At 52.6% G+C, this 15,764-nt stretch carries 7 protein-coding genes; 1 reads left to right on the forward strand and 6 read right to left on the reverse strand.

The genetic code is table 11. From position 1 onward, the window contains the following. Positions 1 to 92 precede the first annotated feature (92 nt). Positions 93 to 971, forward strand: coding sequence for a S1 RNA-binding domain-containing protein (locus tag NDI45_RS20935; protein WP_348248577.1), 879 nt, complete (start codon positions 93 to 95; stop codon positions 969 to 971). 47 nt (positions 972 to 1,018) lie between these two features. On the opposite strand, the gene NDI45_RS20940 is transcribed toward NDI45_RS20935, so the two are convergent. From NDI45_RS20940 to NDI45_RS20965, 6 genes are all read right to left on the reverse strand, one after another. Then, complete coding sequence (locus NDI45_RS20940; protein ID WP_199296502.1) at positions 1,019 to 2,788, reverse strand: ABC transporter substrate-binding protein; 1,770 nt, start codon at positions 2,786 to 2,788, stop codon at positions 1,019 to 1,021. 205 nt (positions 2,789 to 2,993) lie between these two features. Continuing rightward, positions 2,994 to 3,374, reverse strand: coding sequence for a rhodanese-like domain-containing protein (locus NDI45_RS20945; RefSeq protein WP_348248578.1), 381 nt, complete (start codon positions 3,372 to 3,374; stop codon positions 2,994 to 2,996). A 118-nt stretch (positions 3,375 to 3,492) separates the two neighbouring features. Beyond that, on the reverse strand, positions 3,493 to 5,244 hold the full coding sequence (locus NDI45_RS20950) for an aconitase/3-isopropylmalate dehydratase large subunit family protein (protein ID WP_348248579.1): 1,752 nt from the start codon (positions 5,242 to 5,244) through the stop codon (positions 3,493 to 3,495). 76 nt (positions 5,245 to 5,320) lie between these two features. Continuing rightward, the gene (locus NDI45_RS20955; protein ID WP_348248580.1) at positions 5,321 to 5,773 is read right to left on the reverse strand and encodes a hypothetical protein; all 453 of its coding nucleotides are present in this window, start codon (positions 5,771 to 5,773) and stop codon (positions 5,321 to 5,323) included. A gap of 65 nt (positions 5,774 to 5,838) precedes the next feature. Then, positions 5,839 to 6,879, reverse strand: coding sequence for an isocitrate/isopropylmalate family dehydrogenase (locus NDI45_RS20960; protein WP_348248581.1), 1,041 nt, complete (start codon positions 6,877 to 6,879; stop codon positions 5,839 to 5,841). A gap of 105 nt (positions 6,880 to 6,984) precedes the next feature. Beyond that, positions 6,985 to 15,519, reverse strand: coding sequence for an aminotransferase class I/II-fold pyridoxal phosphate-dependent enzyme (locus NDI45_RS20965; RefSeq protein ID WP_348248582.1), 8,535 nt, complete (start codon positions 15,517 to 15,519; stop codon positions 6,985 to 6,987). Between the last annotated feature and the right edge of the window lie 245 nt (positions 15,520 to 15,764).

Genomic DNA, 15,764 nt, shown 5'->3' on the forward strand with positions numbered 1-15,764 from the left:
ACGATCGTCATTCGATCGATTGGCAAATCAATCGGCGATCGCCGGAGTAATCTCAGTCTGAGTAATTCAACTTGGTTTCTAGGAGGCTGACTTTGTCCTTTTCTACTGACGACTTTGCTAAAGCCCTCGAACAACACGACTATCAGTTTCAGAGAGGTCAGGTCGTGCGGGGCAAAGTAGCGGGCTACGATTCAGACGGAGCCTATATTGATATTGGCGGCAAATCGGCTGCATTTCTACCGATCGAAGAAGCCTCCCTTAAGCGCGTGACTAACCTGCCTGAATTTCTTCCCGAAGGCGAGGAGCGCGAGTACCTGATCATCCGTGAGCAAAACGACGACGGGCAAGTAACGCTATCGCTGCGCCAGTTTGAAATCAAGCAAGCTTGGACAAGACTGCAAGCCCTGCAAGAAGATCAGCAAACAACGCAGGCAAGAGTCAGCGGCATTAATAAAGGCGGCGTGACCGCAGAAGTTCAGGGCATTCGCGGGTTTATTCCCCGATCGCATCTGGTCGAGCGCGATAATCTAGAAGCTCTGATCGGCAAAGCCTTAAACGTTGCAGTGCTCGAAGTAGACCCCGATCGCCGCCGTTTGGTGCTGTCGCAGCGCATGGCATCCCAGGCAGTCAGCCTCAGCCAGCTTACGATCGGTCAACTTATCGAGGGCAAGGTCGTCAGCATGAAGCCCTTTGGAGTCTTTGTTGAATTTGACGGCACCACAGGCTTGCTTCACATCAACCAAATCAGCAAAAACTATATTGCGGACCTGAACCAGGTCTTTGAAATCGGACAGCCCATTAAAGCCCTCATTATCGATCTGGATGCGGTGAAGCGGCGAATTTCGCTTTCCACCAAGGTGCTGGAAAACTACCCTGGCGAAATGCTAGAAAAGCTGCCTGAAGTCATGGCAGAAGCCGAAACCAGAGCCGAAAAAGCTCGAAAGGCGATCGATGAGCGTGGGGTTGAGTAAAGGTTGAGGGAAGGGGAGTAATCATTCATCTACTCCCTTACTCCCCCCTACTCCTCGCTCAGCTTCAGCTCATGCAAATTCCACAGCGAACCGCCGAGCGCAGAAAACTTCACGCCTTCGATTTCGTTTCGGACTGCGGAGAGGGCAAGTGGATTGACCAGATATACCATTGGCACGTATTGCTGAACCAGCTTTTGAATTTCGGCGTAGATGGCTTTGCGTTTGTCGTCGTTTAGTTCCTGGCTTCCCTTGACATAGAGCTGTCCGATTTCGGCTTCCCAGTCTGCCACGACTCGTTCTTCGAGCGGCGTTTTTCCTTCACCCGGTTTCTGGTTAAACAGGTGAAGCTGTCCATCGGGCGACCAAACATTTCGACCGCCATCGGGTTCAATTCCTGCGCCGCCCAAGCCCATGATCATCGTGTCCCAGTCCAGGCTGTCTGTCATTTGGCCAACCAACGTGTTAAAGGCGACTGGCTGAAAATCGACCTGAATCCCAATTTTTGACAAGTCTTGCTTAATTTGAGAACCGCTGGCTTCACGAATTTTGTTGCCCGCATTGGTAGACATGGTAAAGCGCACCCGATTGCCGTCTGCATCAAGAAGCTGTCCCTGGGCGTTGTATTTGAATCCGGCACGCTGCAACAGAGCCTTTGCCTGCTCGATGTTGTACTCGTAGGTGGGCAATCCTTTTTCAGGCGGAAGATAGTAAGGACTCTGGATATAAATCGGCGAATTTTGCGGAACGCCCAAACCCTGATAGATATTGTTGATCATTGTGGGGCGATCGATCGCCTGAGCCACTGCCTGCCGAAACTCCAGCGTATTAAACCAGCGTGACTTGATCGGGTTAACGAGGGGTTTACCATTACGTTTGCCCTGATTGAGATTAAATGCCATGAAAAGGGAGCTGAGAGCAGGACCCCCCTCATAAATTGTGAAATCGCCCCGGTTTTCTTCACGTTTGATCAGTCGGAAATAATCTGGGGTGACTGCAGCCGTATCCAAACCGCCCGATCGAAACTGGGTCAACTGAGCATCGGTCGATTCCACAATCTGGATCACAAACTGATCGATATAGGGCTGAGGATTGCCCTGAGCATCTTTGCGCCAGTAGTTGGGATTGCGATCGAAGATCAGGCGCTCTCCCACCCGATAACTCGTGAGTTTGTAAGCACCGCTGCCTACAATTTCCGCAGGATTGGTACCCGTGCCCCAGGTCGAAAGAAACTTGGGCTGGTTGTTTCCATCCAGAGTCGAAACAGACTCGGCTAGAACGTGCTTGGGCAGGATTTCTACACCGCCCGCAAATCGCAAAATCGGCGCAAAGGGTTCGGGAACAGTGAATCGAACGCGGCGATCGTCTACTTTCTCAACCGTCGGAAATTTGCCCTGTTCGCCCACTCGCAGAATATCTGCTGAGCTGCTGGGAATTTTGGGATTAAACAGCACATCGTTAAACGTGAACAGCACATCATCTACTGTGAGCGGTGTGCTATCCGACCACTTTAGCCCCTCGCGCAGGGTAAAGGTAATTTGCTTCTGGTTAGGCGAAATTTCCCAGCTTTCCGCTAATCCAGGCTCCAGATCCCCGTTCAAGCCGTTGGTAGACAGCAAGCTGTCTAGAATCAGCCCAAAAACACTGGTGGTTTCCTGACTGGTCACGGGGTTAAATGTCTTGGGTTCGCTTAGTTCACTGATGACTAACCGGGGCACGCTGGCTGCCTGCGATCGTAGTTCGCTCGGATTACAGGACGACAGCCCAATCGCCATAATCAGCACCAGCCCGATTACCCCCTGGGGAAACCTGCTTCGCATCGCCAAAAAGCGTCGCCCAAGCTGAGCAATTTCAGAAGAGATTCCAGAAATTATTCCTGCACGCATTGCATTGACCCCACTCTGTCTCTCGATCATAAAAGATTCGAGCATCAGCGATTTGAGGAAATGGAGCGTGAGCAATTTTTGCGGCTAAACAATCTTTGGAGGATGTTTGAGGCGTACTCAAGATCCTGTACTCAAGATCCTAGAGTGCGAGCCAGAAGAAGCCCGACTCGATCGGATAGCCTACTGCTTTCCAGGCAGGTAACCCACCCTGAAGCTCAGACACATTGAGGTATCCCGCAGTTCGCAAAATCGCTGCTGCCTCTGCGGCTTCTTCGTTTATATCGCTGTACACGTAAATGTCCCGCGTCCGTTCCAGGCTGGTCAGTGCCCGATCGAGTAATTCTTCAAGCGGCATATTTATCGCGCCGAGCAAATGGCTAAGCTGAAACGCCGATCGATCGCGGACATCAATAATCGTCAGGGCAGGCTCGCCCCAATCTAATCGGGCTTTCAGGTCATAAACACGAGACTTGGCTTGCAGCGGTGACGGAGTTGGAATAATGCCGAAAAGAAGATTCATACAGGCAGGAGGTAAGGAGCAAGGTTTCCTGCACTGTAACAATTCTTCTTAATTCGTGCAAAATTTTGTGAGGAAAGCTTTACTAAAAGCACTGTTTATGAAACAACAGCTTGGGTATTCATCGATCGTTTTCCAGCCGATCGCTAATTTTGCCGCGCACCGCAGAGATCGCCACCGTTCGGGGAGATGCCAGATAGTTGTGCGCCGTGGGGTCACCACTACGTCCTTTAAAGTTACGGTTGGTGGCGTAAATGCCTGTTTCCTGTTTACCTAACACGCCGAATCCAGCATTGATACAGGCTCCGCAGCCCGATTTCAGAATTTGCGCGCCTGCCTGTTCTAGAATTTGCAGATCTCCTGATGCTTTTGCCTGCTGACGAATTTGTTGCGATGCGGGAACCACAAACAAGCTGACACCGGGGGCAACTTTGCGTCCCTTCAAAACGGCAGCTGCCTGCTGCAAATCGTGGAACTTACCGCCCGTACAGGAACCGATAAAGGCGCGGGTGATGGACACATCCGACAGTTCGCTGATGCTGATCACGCGATCGGGCTTGGGTGGACAGGCAATTTGCGGTTCCAGGTTCGAAAGATCAAAAGAATAAACGCGATCGTACTGGGCATCTGGGTCGGCTGTGATTTCGAGAAACTCCGTTTGTCCTCGATCGCGCAGATAAGCACGGGTGGTTTCATCAACCGCCATCAAGCCACACATTGCGCCACACTCGATCACCATATTGGCTAGAGTCATGCGTTCATCGATCGCAAGCGCATCGACAATACTGCCGCAAAACTCCATTACTTTACCCACTGCCCCATCGCAGCCAATCTGCCCCAGAATAAACAGCATGATATCTTTCGCGCTGACGTGATCCGGCAGGGTTCCCGACAGATCAAACCGCAGCGTTCCCGGGACGCGTAGCCACAAATCGCCCATTGCGAACAGGTTTGCCATATCCGTTGTGCCCACGCCCGTCGAAAAGCAGCCAAACGCGCCATAGGTGCAACTATGGGAATCAGTTCCGGCGATCACCATACCCGGGCGAATCAAACCCTGTTCGGGCAGAAGCACATGACAAATTCCCGCCGCTTCACCAGGAGAAACCACATCAAACAAGCGGCAATTCTGGGCTTGGGCAAACTGCACCATCTGCTTGTGCATTTGAATCGCGCCTGCATCCGATCGAATGTCGTTGATCTGGATAAAGTGATCCGCAACAAACACAATCCGATTCGCATCCCAGACTTTTGCATCTGCGCCAAATTCCTGATAAAAGCGTTCTCCAACCGTGGCGGCGATCGCATCGTGCGACATTGCCAGATCGACTGTTGCAAATATCACTTCTCCAGGCTGCACAAATTCATTGCCTGAAGCGCGTGCCAGCAGTTTTTCTGCCATTGTCATCGGGCGGGGCGGGGTTTGGCTGGGGGGAAGGGTAATTTTTCCGGCGCGGCGGCGTTCATTGAAGGAGGAGAGTCCGCCAGAGTGGGTGATGGATTGAATCAGGGGAGCGGGGGTGGATGAGGAAGTGAGGGAATGGAGGGATGGGGAGAGGAATTCGAGGGGGAGCCCGATGTTGATGCTGTTGCGGTAAAAGATTTCGGCGAAGGAGCGGGCACGGACTTTTTGGATCCCTGCGGCTTGGATGGCGATCGGGGCAAACTCGCGGCTGGAGCCACAGCCAAAGTTGTCGCCTGCTTCAATGATGTCGTATTCCATCAGTTTGCCTTCGCCGATCAGGTGTTCAAAGGCATAGCGTTTCAGGTGGTCAGGTTCGCCGTTTGTGCCGCGTTTAGCGGGGATAATGTCATCGGTGTTGATGTCGCTGCCGAGGTAGAGAATGCGGGGGGAGGGTTCTTGCTGATTCATAGATGGATTGATTTAATCGCTTTTCAAGTCAATTTTTAGTTTATTGATTGGCTTAAAAACTAACGTTTGACTGTGGCTAATAGGTGCTGCATATTTGCCTGATTTTACAGTTCAATACCCTTTCGATCGGCTCTAGTTCACTGTCAGTTAAATTTCTGCCCAAATTTGGATTACGGGCAGATAGAACAAATCGAGCAAATCCGGCTGGCATCCGATAATCAAGATCATTCAGAGATGTTTGTCGAGTACAACAGGGTAAAGTAACGGACAAGTTTTCGAATAGATTTTTGTAGGCTTCATCCATTGCATCTTGCCACCAGTCCGTTGCTAGCTCACTACCGCAAAATGGACAAGACACCTGCTCAAAGTTTTCTCCCTGATCGATGAAGTGGGCTGTATCATAAACAGAAATTTCGATCTCCACTCCTGCCGGAAGTAAACGGGAGAATTCTTCCAGCGCTACGGATTGGTTTTGCGCTGGGATATAGTATGGATCTTCTGGAATCAATCGAAGATAGTCAACTGTCATCGTTGAATTTCCTGCAAACAGCTCTGAAATATTATTTCACTGCTATCTAATCCCCCACCATCATCTCAATCAATCGAACTCATCATCTCCAAAAACCGATCGACAAACTCCTGGGTATTCACAAATTTATCCTCCGATCGCGTCATTAAATCAGCCGTGCGGTATCCCTGCGCCAGTAATTCTTCCTGAGTTTGCATTAGACAATTGGCAGCTTTAATTTCGCCCCATTGCCGCAGCATGAGTTCGACGCTAGCGATCGTGCCCATTGGATTCACAATGCCCTTGCCTACGAGATCGGGGGCGGTTCCGTGGATGGGTTCATACAGTCCAGATCCAGCGGCGTTAAGGCTCGCTGATCCGAGCACTCCGATCGACCCGGTCAGCACTGCGCCCAAATCGCTGAGAATATCACCAAACAAATTGCCTGCCAAAATCACGTCAAACTGCTGCGGGTTCATCACGATTTGCATTGCCAGCGTATCCACCAGCATTGGCTCGATCGTCACCTCGGGAAAGGCGGCGGCTTCACTCTGCACCAGACGAGTCCAGGGAAGGTGCGGTAAGGCGTTTTCTTTGTGGGCGATCGTGAGATGGCAACGGCGATTTTGCGCCTGCTTTAGCGCAACTTTGGCGACCCGCCGAATCTCTCGATCCCAATACTGCATCGTGTGATAGCCGTAGGAGCCTCGCTGGTCGATACCGCGCCCGGATGCCCCAAAATAAATGCCGCTCACCAATTCCCGCACAAACAGCAAATCCACATCGTCCAGCTTTTCGGGTCTGAGGGGCGATCGATCGCGCAAATGAACTGAAGGACGCACCGGACGCAAATTAGCAAAAAAATCGAAGCGTTTTCGCAGTTCCAACAACCCACCCTGAGTCACTGCCCCAAACAAGATGCCGTCTTTGCCTTCGCAGAGCTGAGCTGTTGCTTCTGGGAAAAAATTGCCGTGCTGCTGTTGCGCGGGTTCACCGATCAGCCCCCGATCGATCGCCACGGTAAAGCCAAACTGCTGAGCTGCTTGCTGCAGAATCACCAGCGATGCTTCCACCACTTCTGAACCGACTCCTTCTCCGGGCAATGCCGCAATTTGATAGTGTTTCATCCGCCTTTCAATTGTCTTTCAGGTATTTTTTGCAGGGATCTTTTGATTATTTTTCAATTTTCAGAAATAAATGTTCGTCATTCTAAAAAACTAATCATTGTTAATTTAAGCAAGCTGATCGATCGCCTGCGCCAGTTGCTCGATCGTGTATCGAATTTGCGCTTCGGAGTGAAGGCAGGTGACAAAGAAACGCAAACGCGACGCATGATAAGGCACAGAGGGATAGACCATTGGCTGCACATCAATACCGCGCTCAGCTAAGAGATGGGAAAGTTGAACAGCTTTATAGGGTTCGCCCACAATCACGGGAATCACAGGTGAACTGTGGCTTGCGCCCGTATTTAATTGATGCTGCTGTGCCAATTGCAGGAAAAGCTGCGATCGCTGATGCAGTTTTGTAACGCGATCGGGTTCCTTCTGAAGCACCTGGAGTGCTGCTAATGCTGCCGCCGTATTTGCCGGAGACATCCCAACGCTAAAGACAAATCCGGGAGCGGTGTATTTCAGATATTCAATCAGTGCTTTACAGCCTGCAATATAGCCACCGCAGCTTGCAAACGATTTACTCAGCGTCCCCATCCACAAATCGACCGCATTGGGCACGATGTTGAAGTGTTCACCAATGCCGCCCCCACGCCGCCCCAATACCCCGATCGAATGCGCTTCATCGACCATCAAAAACGTTTTGAATCGCTGCTTCAAGGCAACAATTTCAGGAAGCGGCGCGAGATCGCCATCAGTACTGTAAATTCCCTCAACGACAATCAGCACTTTTTCGTAGCGATGCCGATGCTGAATCAGCTGCTGTTCGAGCGATCGCACATCGTTATGGGCAAACTCGATCGCCGTTGCACCCGAAAGATTGCAGCCTTCGCGCAGGCTATTGTGGCTTAATGCGTCATACAAAATCAGATCGCGACTGCCCAACAGATGCCCGATCGTCGTTACATTCGTGGCATGACCGCCCACATACACAATGCAGTCTTCTGTGCCCAGAAAGCGGGCGATCGTTTGCTCAAGCTCCCGATGAATCGGACGTTCGCCTGCCACCACACGACTTGCAGAAACCGATGTGCCATAGCGATCGATCGCTGCCTTTGCCGCCTCAGAAACGATCGGATCGCCAGACATCCCGATATAGTTATAGCTGGCATAGCTGATGAATTCACGACCATTGAGCCGCGTCGTTTCCCGCGCAATTCCCTCGTAAATCTTGAAGAATGGATTGCCGAGCTGCTCCACTCGTGCCAGATCGTGTTTCAGATTGATATACTCCGGCATCTGAGCAAACTGATAAAACTCAACCGGAAGCGATTCTAAATCAACATTAATTTCAGCAATTTCAGCATTAATTTCAGTATCGTTCCGGGGTTCATTTGAATTTGATTGTGTTTCGCTCGTCTGCCGACTGTTATGAATTTCTAAATTATCGATTTCTAAATTATCTGAAGTATCAGAAATACCATTTCCTGAGCGGTCAACCGAGCCAATTGCTTTTTGCTCGATCGCATCCTGATAGGCAGAATTCGATCGCCCGCCTACGGAGAGCTTTCCAGAATCTGACGCTATCTCTGAACCGTTTGAACGATTTGTCTGAAGTTCTTGCTCTAACTCAATAAAGCCGTTCCGCTGGGCTAAGCTTTCCACCGTGTCAGCGCGATGAACCGCTGCCGAAGGCATTGCCTGAACGGCTACTCGATCGTCCTCTCCTAAAAGCGTGAGCAGATAGGCAGACAGAGCGGCGATCGTGGCATAGTCAAACAGAACCGAGGATGAAATTGTGCAATTCAATGTTTTTTGCAGGCGATTGTTAAACTCTACTGCCATCAGCGAGTCCATACCCAAATCGGCAAAATTATCGCTGAATCCGATCGCATCCGCTGTACTGAATCCCAATACTTTTGCCAGTTCTGCTTGCAGATGGGCTTGCAATTGTTCCAAAGAGCGGGGTGCTTCAGAAGCTGCGGCAGCAGGAACGGCGCTTACACTTTCCGCAATATCTTCTGATTGCTGGTTAATAAACTGCGATTTTGATAATTCTTGATCAGGGTTCGTGAACGTCCTGGAGGATGTCTCGGATAATGTCCCGGATAACATCCCAGATAAGGTCTTCACTGACCTCTCGGATGAGATTTTTAATAATGGCTGAGCGAATGCCTCCAGGAACGGTGGAACGTTAACCTGACGTGCCAGAAATACTGACCAGTCTACAGGCAACACCCCCACCTGAGCCGATGCGAAGCAGTTCCCTTTCTGAGGTGATCGCATCCGCAGCAGCGTTTCGAGCAGTGTTATTCCCCGATCGCTTGGAATCAGAGCCATTCCCTGCGCGGCCAATCGCTGCTGATCGCGTTCTTCTAGCCGAGCTGCCATGCCCACTTCTGCCCAGGCTCCCCAGTTGATGCTGAGTCCCGGTAAACCGAGCTGACGACGATAGTGCATTAACCCATCAATCGCTGCATTTGCCGCCGCATAGCTGCCCTGACCGGGTGAGCCAAACAGAGAAGCGATCGACGAAAAGCAAACAAAGAAATCGAGCGACAGCGATCGGCTTGCTTGATGCAAATGCCACGCTCCCGCTACTTTGGGAGCCATTACCTGAGCAAATCTTGTCCAGGTGAGATTTTGCAGCATCCCGTCATCCAGGATTCCTGCCGCATGAATGATGCCTCGTAGAGGAGCCGGATGCTCCGCCTGATAAGGCAAAAGCAACTGCTCGATCGCCTCGAACCGGGTGATATCCACCTGGGCAATTGTGATCGATGCGCCGTGAGCCTGCATTTGCTCGATTGCCTGCTGTGCCTCCGGCGAGGGTGGTTTGCGTCCCGCTAAAAGCAAGTGCGTTGCGCCGTGATCGATCAAGCCCTGGGCTGTTTTGAGTCCAAGTGCGCCGAGTCCGCCTGTGATCAGATAAGTGCAGTTTGGAAAAACAATCGGCTGACCTGGGGAAAGGGGCGGCAGCGTGATCACAACTCTTCCAATATGCTTTGCCTGTGCCATATAGCGAAAAGCATCTGCCGCTTGCTCGATCGGAAAAACAGTATGCGGCAACGGGTTTAACTTGCCTGACTCAAATTTGGGCAGCAGCGATTTCAGCATCGATCGAATCACAGCCGGATTTTCCTGCCCCACAGTCCACAGATCAAACGGGAGATAAACGACATCCGATCGGGTCTGCTGCACTTGTTCTGCCGTCCAGATGCCCAGCTTGCCGATCTCAACAAATCGCCCACCCGCCGCGAGCACCGACAAACTTGGCTCGATGAACGCTCCGCTGAGGCTATTCAGCACCACATCCACGCCCTGTCCATCAGTGAGGTGCATCACCATTTCGGCAAAGTCGATCGTGCGGGAATTCATGATGTGCTGCACGCCTAAAGACCGGAGAAAATCCCATTTCCCCGGACTCGCAGTCGCGTAAACCGTTGCGCCTACCTGCTGAGCAATCTGAATTGCCGCCTGACCCACGCCGCCCGCCGCTGCATGAATCAAAACCCGTTGACCCCGCTTGAGCTTTGCCAGATGCTGCAAGCCGTACTGAGCGGTGAGGAAAGTTGTGGGCAGGGTTGCCGCTTCCGCAAACGTGAGCCGCTTCGGTTTTAGAATCACAAACTGCGCCTTCACCGTGACAAACTGCGCCAAACTGCCGAGTGCCTGCGCTGCAATCACTTCATCCCCCACCTGCAAGCCGCGCACTCCTGCCCCGACTGCCACAATTCGCCCCACACATTCGCCGCCAAACGGAACCACCGCCGCTTCTGCATAGCCCATTTCTTGCAGCACGGGTTGCAGCATTCCCAGTGCGTTGAGAACATCACGGAAGTTCACCCCTGCCGCAAAGACCTGAATCTCGACCTCGCCTCGCTGAGGAAATCGCCGCTCGCTGGGCATCAGTGCCAGGTCATCCAGCACACCATAGGCAGAAATTCCCAGCCGCAAAGGAGTTTCTGGCATCGGGGTCTGAGTCGCGATCGATCGCACCAGTCGAGCAACATAACGTTGCTCCTGCCGATAGGCGATCTGGTCCTCACCGTCCGGTTGCTGCAATTCCTCGACCAGTTGAGCCAGCGTTGCATCCGAAGGTTGACTGCCTAGGTCGATGCAGGTGCAGTGCAGTTCTGGCTGCTCTAAGCGAATCGTCCGTGCCAAGCCCCAAAGCGAACTGTGTGCTGCATTAAGCCCGATTGAGTGTGAATCCATGCTTCCAGACGGGGAACTGTCTGGTATTGCCTGCGTTGCCTGCGTAATCAGCCAAAGTCGCGAGCGGGAAGGCATCGCTTGCAGCAGGTTCAGAGCTGTGCCACAGCCCATCGCTTGCTCATCGAGCCAGGGCTGCCCAGAAGGGGAGCCAGAACAGGAGCCATTCAAGCTCCAGAGATGCACAATGCCACAAGACCCGATCGAATTGGCGGGACCCAGTTCGCGCATTAGCTGTTGAAACTGCTCCGGGCAAGCGGGATCGATCGCATACTGGTCTGCTTTAATCCGGCGATTGCCGTCCCCCGCCCAAACCAACACCGATCGATCGCCCTGCTGCTTCAGCAAATCGGCTAATTTCTCACCCACGCCGCGATCGTCTGCAAAGATAATCCACAGTCGATCGCCGGAACGTGTTAATTCAAGCGCATGATGATCCTGTGGCTGCCAGACCAGCTCATAGAGCCAGTTTTGTGATTCATCGGATTTGTGCGGCACTTGCAGCAGTTTTTGCAGGGTCGTATCGCTTACCGCTTGCAGCGTCAGCCCTTCGATCGTCGCGAGATTTTCGCCGATCGCACTGAATAGCATCAGATTTGCTTTGAGTGAATGCGGGCGACTCTGGTTCGTTTTAGACGGAGCCAAATCAGCAGCCTGAAGCTCAACCCGGCACCAGATAGAGCGATCCGAGGCTAAATTCTGGCTCAATTCTGTATGGAAATCCGTATGGGAAGGAGCGTTTGCCTCCCGATCGAACCCATTCTGGGGGAAACCGAGCCGATGAGGCTGACGTTCAAAGCCCTCCAACCCTGGGGAATTTAGCCCTGAAGAATTTAGCCCTGAGGAATTTAGGGGGCTTTCCAAAATTCGATCGATCGATCGAGCAAGCGTCAGACGATCGATCCCCACCGGCAAATAGACCGACAAATTGAGGGTGGACCGAACTTGAGCCACTGCCGCACCGACCGTCTGAAAACAGGCATCCCACACGACCGGATGGAGAGAATAAGGGGATGCGTCCAGACCTGCCGGGAGCTGGATTCGACTCCAGGCAACATTTTGCTGCTGCCAGAGCTGCTGAATTGCCTGAAAAGACTTTCCATAGTGAAGATGCTGCTGCCGAAGCTGCTGGTAATAGGTGTTGGACGATAAGCCTTCGCGCTGCTGAAGCTGCTGAATGTCCTGCCAGAACTGGAGCGATCGGTTCAGTTTTTCCGCCTGCTGAACGGCTCGAATTTTGCCTGTCGCGTAACGTTGGCGATCGCCTGGCTGCAAAGCAGAATTTCCACTGCAAATCTGAAACCGCTTTCCGTTTCCTGATTCATCCGAAAGCACGATCGTCTGAATTTCAACTTTGCCACCCGCATCACCGGCAGGAAAGAGAAGCGGCTGTTCAATCGCCAGAGACTCGATGCAAATTTGCCCACCCGAAAGCGTTTGAGCGGCAGCTGCCAGCGCAATTTCGACATAGCCTGCTGCGGGGAAAATGATTTGGTTAGCAATGCGGTGATCTTGCAGGTAATCGGGCTGATGGGGGGCGATCGTCGCTGCAAATCGCGCTTCTGCTGAATTCGCTGAAAGAAGCTGACCCAGCAAAGGATGATTGCATTTGGGGTGAACGAAATTTACATTGTCTGCATTGTCTGCATTGTCTGCATTGTCTGCACGATTCGTTCCCCTAGCCTCCCCATCATGAGGAGAACCGAGCCGTTGATTTTGCAGTTCTTCGTAGCGGTAATCGTTCTGGCTCTGCGGCTGAAAGGTTCCTGGCAACACCGCTTCGTCCCACCAGTATCGCTGTCGCTGAAACGGGTAAGTGGGTAAATGAAGAACCTGCCGTTCTTCTGCGCGATCGAATGCTGCCCAGTTTACCGAGAATCCCATCGCGGCGATCGCACCCAGGCTAAGCAGCAAAACCGTCCAGTCTGACTGACGCGGATCAAGGCTAGGCAACCACTGGACATCAGACGACGACACACAGGTTCGTCCCATCCCGCACAAGATCGGCTTCGCCCCAATTTCTAGAAAGGTGCGATAGTTTTGCTGATACAGGGTCGCCAAGCCTGCCGCAAACTGCACGGGCTGACGGATATGCTCACACCAGTAGTCCGGCGTCGCGATTTCTGCACCGACCAAACGACCTGTGACATTCGAGACGATCGCCCTGTGCGGTGGATGATAAACGATCGTTTCCGCAACCTGGCAAAACTGGGCGATCATTGGCTCCATCAACGGCGAATGAAACGCATGGGACACCTTGAGCCGCGTGGTTTTGATGCCCTGAAGCTCAAACTCGATCGCTAGTAAATCGATCGCCTCTTGCTCACCGGAAATCACCGTACTTTGAGGGCCATTGATCGCTGCGATCGAGACGGATTCTGAACCACAAACAGATTGCATCAGCGATCGAACCGTTGACGCTTCTGCCGCCACCGAAATCATCCCGCCATTCAGGGGTAACGCTTGCATTAGCCGACCCCGTGCCGCAATCAGCCTCAAGCCATCTTCCAGGCAAAACACCCCCGCCACGCAAGCCGCTACATACTCACCCACGCTGTGACCCATAACCGCATGGGGTTCAATCCCCCAGGACAGCCAGAGCTGCGCCAGAGCATATTCCAAGGCAAAAATCGCCAGCTGGGTGTAGGCAGTTTGATTCAGTAGATCAGCAAAGTCCTCTTCGTAAAGAAGCGATCGCAGCGATACAAAACCGTTCTTCCTAGCGGGTAATCGATCTAGCTCGCTCTGCAAAATTACTCCACATCGATCGATCGCCGCTCTAAAAACGGGTTCTGTTTCGTAAAGCTGACGACCCATGCCACCATACTGCGAACCCTGCCCGGTAAACAAAAATGCCAGGGGCGCGGGCGATGCGGTGGCATAGCTCACTCCGGCAAGGGACTGTTGACGCGAGAAAGCCGCTAACTGCTGCTGAAGCTGGGGCAAAGATTCAGTCATCACCGCTAAACGGTGGGAGAAACGCGATCGTTTGGCGTTTGCTGTGTAGCAGAGATCAGCCAGATCCACGTCTGGACGATCGGCAATCCACTGGGCATAGCGCTGGGACAAATCCCGGAGTGCCTTTTCCGTTTTGGCAGAAAGGGTAAGCAAATGCAGCGGACGTTGGGCAGAGCCGGAATTCGCTGGACTAAGCGAAGCAGAAGGAGCCGCCTCCACAACGACATGGGCATTGGTGCCGCCAAAGCCAAAGGAATTCACACCTGCGAGCAGCGGCAATTCTGAAGACCAGGAGGTCAGTTCAGTCTGGACACGCAGCGGTAGGCGATCGAAGGGAATCTGCGGATTGGGTGTTTTGAAATGGAGACTAGGCGGAATTTGCCCATGCTTGATTGCCAGCGCAACTTTGATTAAGCCTGCAACGCCTGCTGCAGTTTCCGTGTGTCCGATGTTGCTTTTGACCGAGCCGATCGCACAGGGCTGATTCATCGCTCGTCCTTTGGTCAGCACCGCGCTCAGTGCTTGAAGCTCGATCGGGTCGCCCAACTTGGTTCCGGTTCCGTGTGCCTCGACGTACTGCACCGCTGCCGGAGAAACACCTGCCCGCCGATACGCCGATCGCAGCACCGCCTCTTGCGCCGTGGGATTAGGAGCCGCCATGCCCTGACTAAAGCCATCTTGATTAACCGCACTGCCGCGAATCGTCGCATAAATCGGATCGCGATCGGCAAGTGCCTGAGACAGCGGCTTCAGCACCACAATGCCCGCCCCTTCGCTTCGCACATAGCCATCCGCGCTGGCATCAAAACTCTTGCAGCGACCGCTCGACGACATAAAGCCCCCTTTCGAGAAGCCGATCGTCACTGTGGGCAAAATCAGCACATTCACCCCACCTGCCAGAGCAAGGGTCGATTCTCCTGTCCAGAGGCTCTGACAGGCAAGATGAACCGCCACCAGCGAAGAGGAGCAAGCCGTATCGATCGCCAGACTTGGACCTTTGAAGTCAAACAAATAAGAAATTCGATTTGCCGCGATGCAGTTGCCCGTGCCTGTTGTCGCATAGGGATCGTTAATCGGCTGCTGCCACAGCATGATTGAGTAATCGTGTGTGCCAATGCCGATAAACACTCCTGTTTCCGACCCGCGGAGCTGTTCTGGAATTTGTCCTCCATCTTCCAGTGCCTCCCATGCCACCTCCAACAAGAGCCGCTGCTGTGGGTCCATCGTGGCAACTTCACGGGGCGCAATGCCAAAAAACTGCGGATCAAAGCGATCGATTTGCTCTAGAAAGCCGCCCCAGCGGGTATTCGTCTTGCCCGGTTCACTCAACTCTGGACTGTAGAACTGCTGCACATCCCAGCGATCGGGCGGAACTTCAGTGACTGCATCCTTCCCGGCTTGCATAAGCTGCCAAAAGGCTTCAGGATGGTTAGCTCCCGGATAGCGACATCCGAGTCCGATAATAGCGATGGGTTCCAAAGGCATATGTGACAGGCGATCGATCCGATCCAGTTCAGGACAATCCAGACAAAGTCAACAGGCAAGGTTAACAGACAAAGTCGTTAACAAACAAAGTTAACCGGCAAGGTTAACAGACTAAAGTCAACAGGCAAAGCAAGCAACAGTCGTTCATTGAATGTTTACCTGAAAACTAACGATCTCGCAATTGGGCAGCTCAAATTCAAAAAAGCCCAGTGAATAAACAAAGACCGGGCAAACAGCATTTCATC

The organism is Leptolyngbya sp. GB1-A1 (assembly GCF_039962475.1).
In the GTDB taxonomy this organism is placed as follows: domain Bacteria; phylum Cyanobacteriota; class Cyanobacteriia; order Elainellales; family Elainellaceae; genus Leptolyngbya_A.

Coding starts and splice junctions, on each gene's coding strand:
- NDI45_RS20955 (WP_348248580.1), bottom strand. CDS start 5,773: ATGACAGTTGACTATCTTCGATTGATTCCAGAAGATCCATACTATATC.
- NDI45_RS20940 (WP_199296502.1), bottom strand. CDS start 2,788: ATGCGAAGCAGGTTTCCCCAGGGGGTAATCGGGCTGGTGCTGATTATG.
- NDI45_RS20945 (WP_348248578.1), bottom strand. CDS start 3,374: ATGAATCTTCTTTTCGGCATTATTCCAACTCCGTCACCGCTGCAAGCC.
- NDI45_RS20960 (WP_348248581.1), bottom strand. CDS start 6,879: ATGAAACACTATCAAATTGCGGCATTGCCCGGAGAAGGAGTCGGTTCA.
- NDI45_RS20950 (WP_348248579.1), bottom strand. CDS start 5,244: ATGAATCAGCAAGAACCCTCCCCCCGCATTCTCTACCTCGGCAGCGAC.
- NDI45_RS20965 (WP_348248582.1), bottom strand. CDS start 15,519: ATGCCTTTGGAACCCATCGCTATTATCGGACTCGGATGTCGCTATCCG.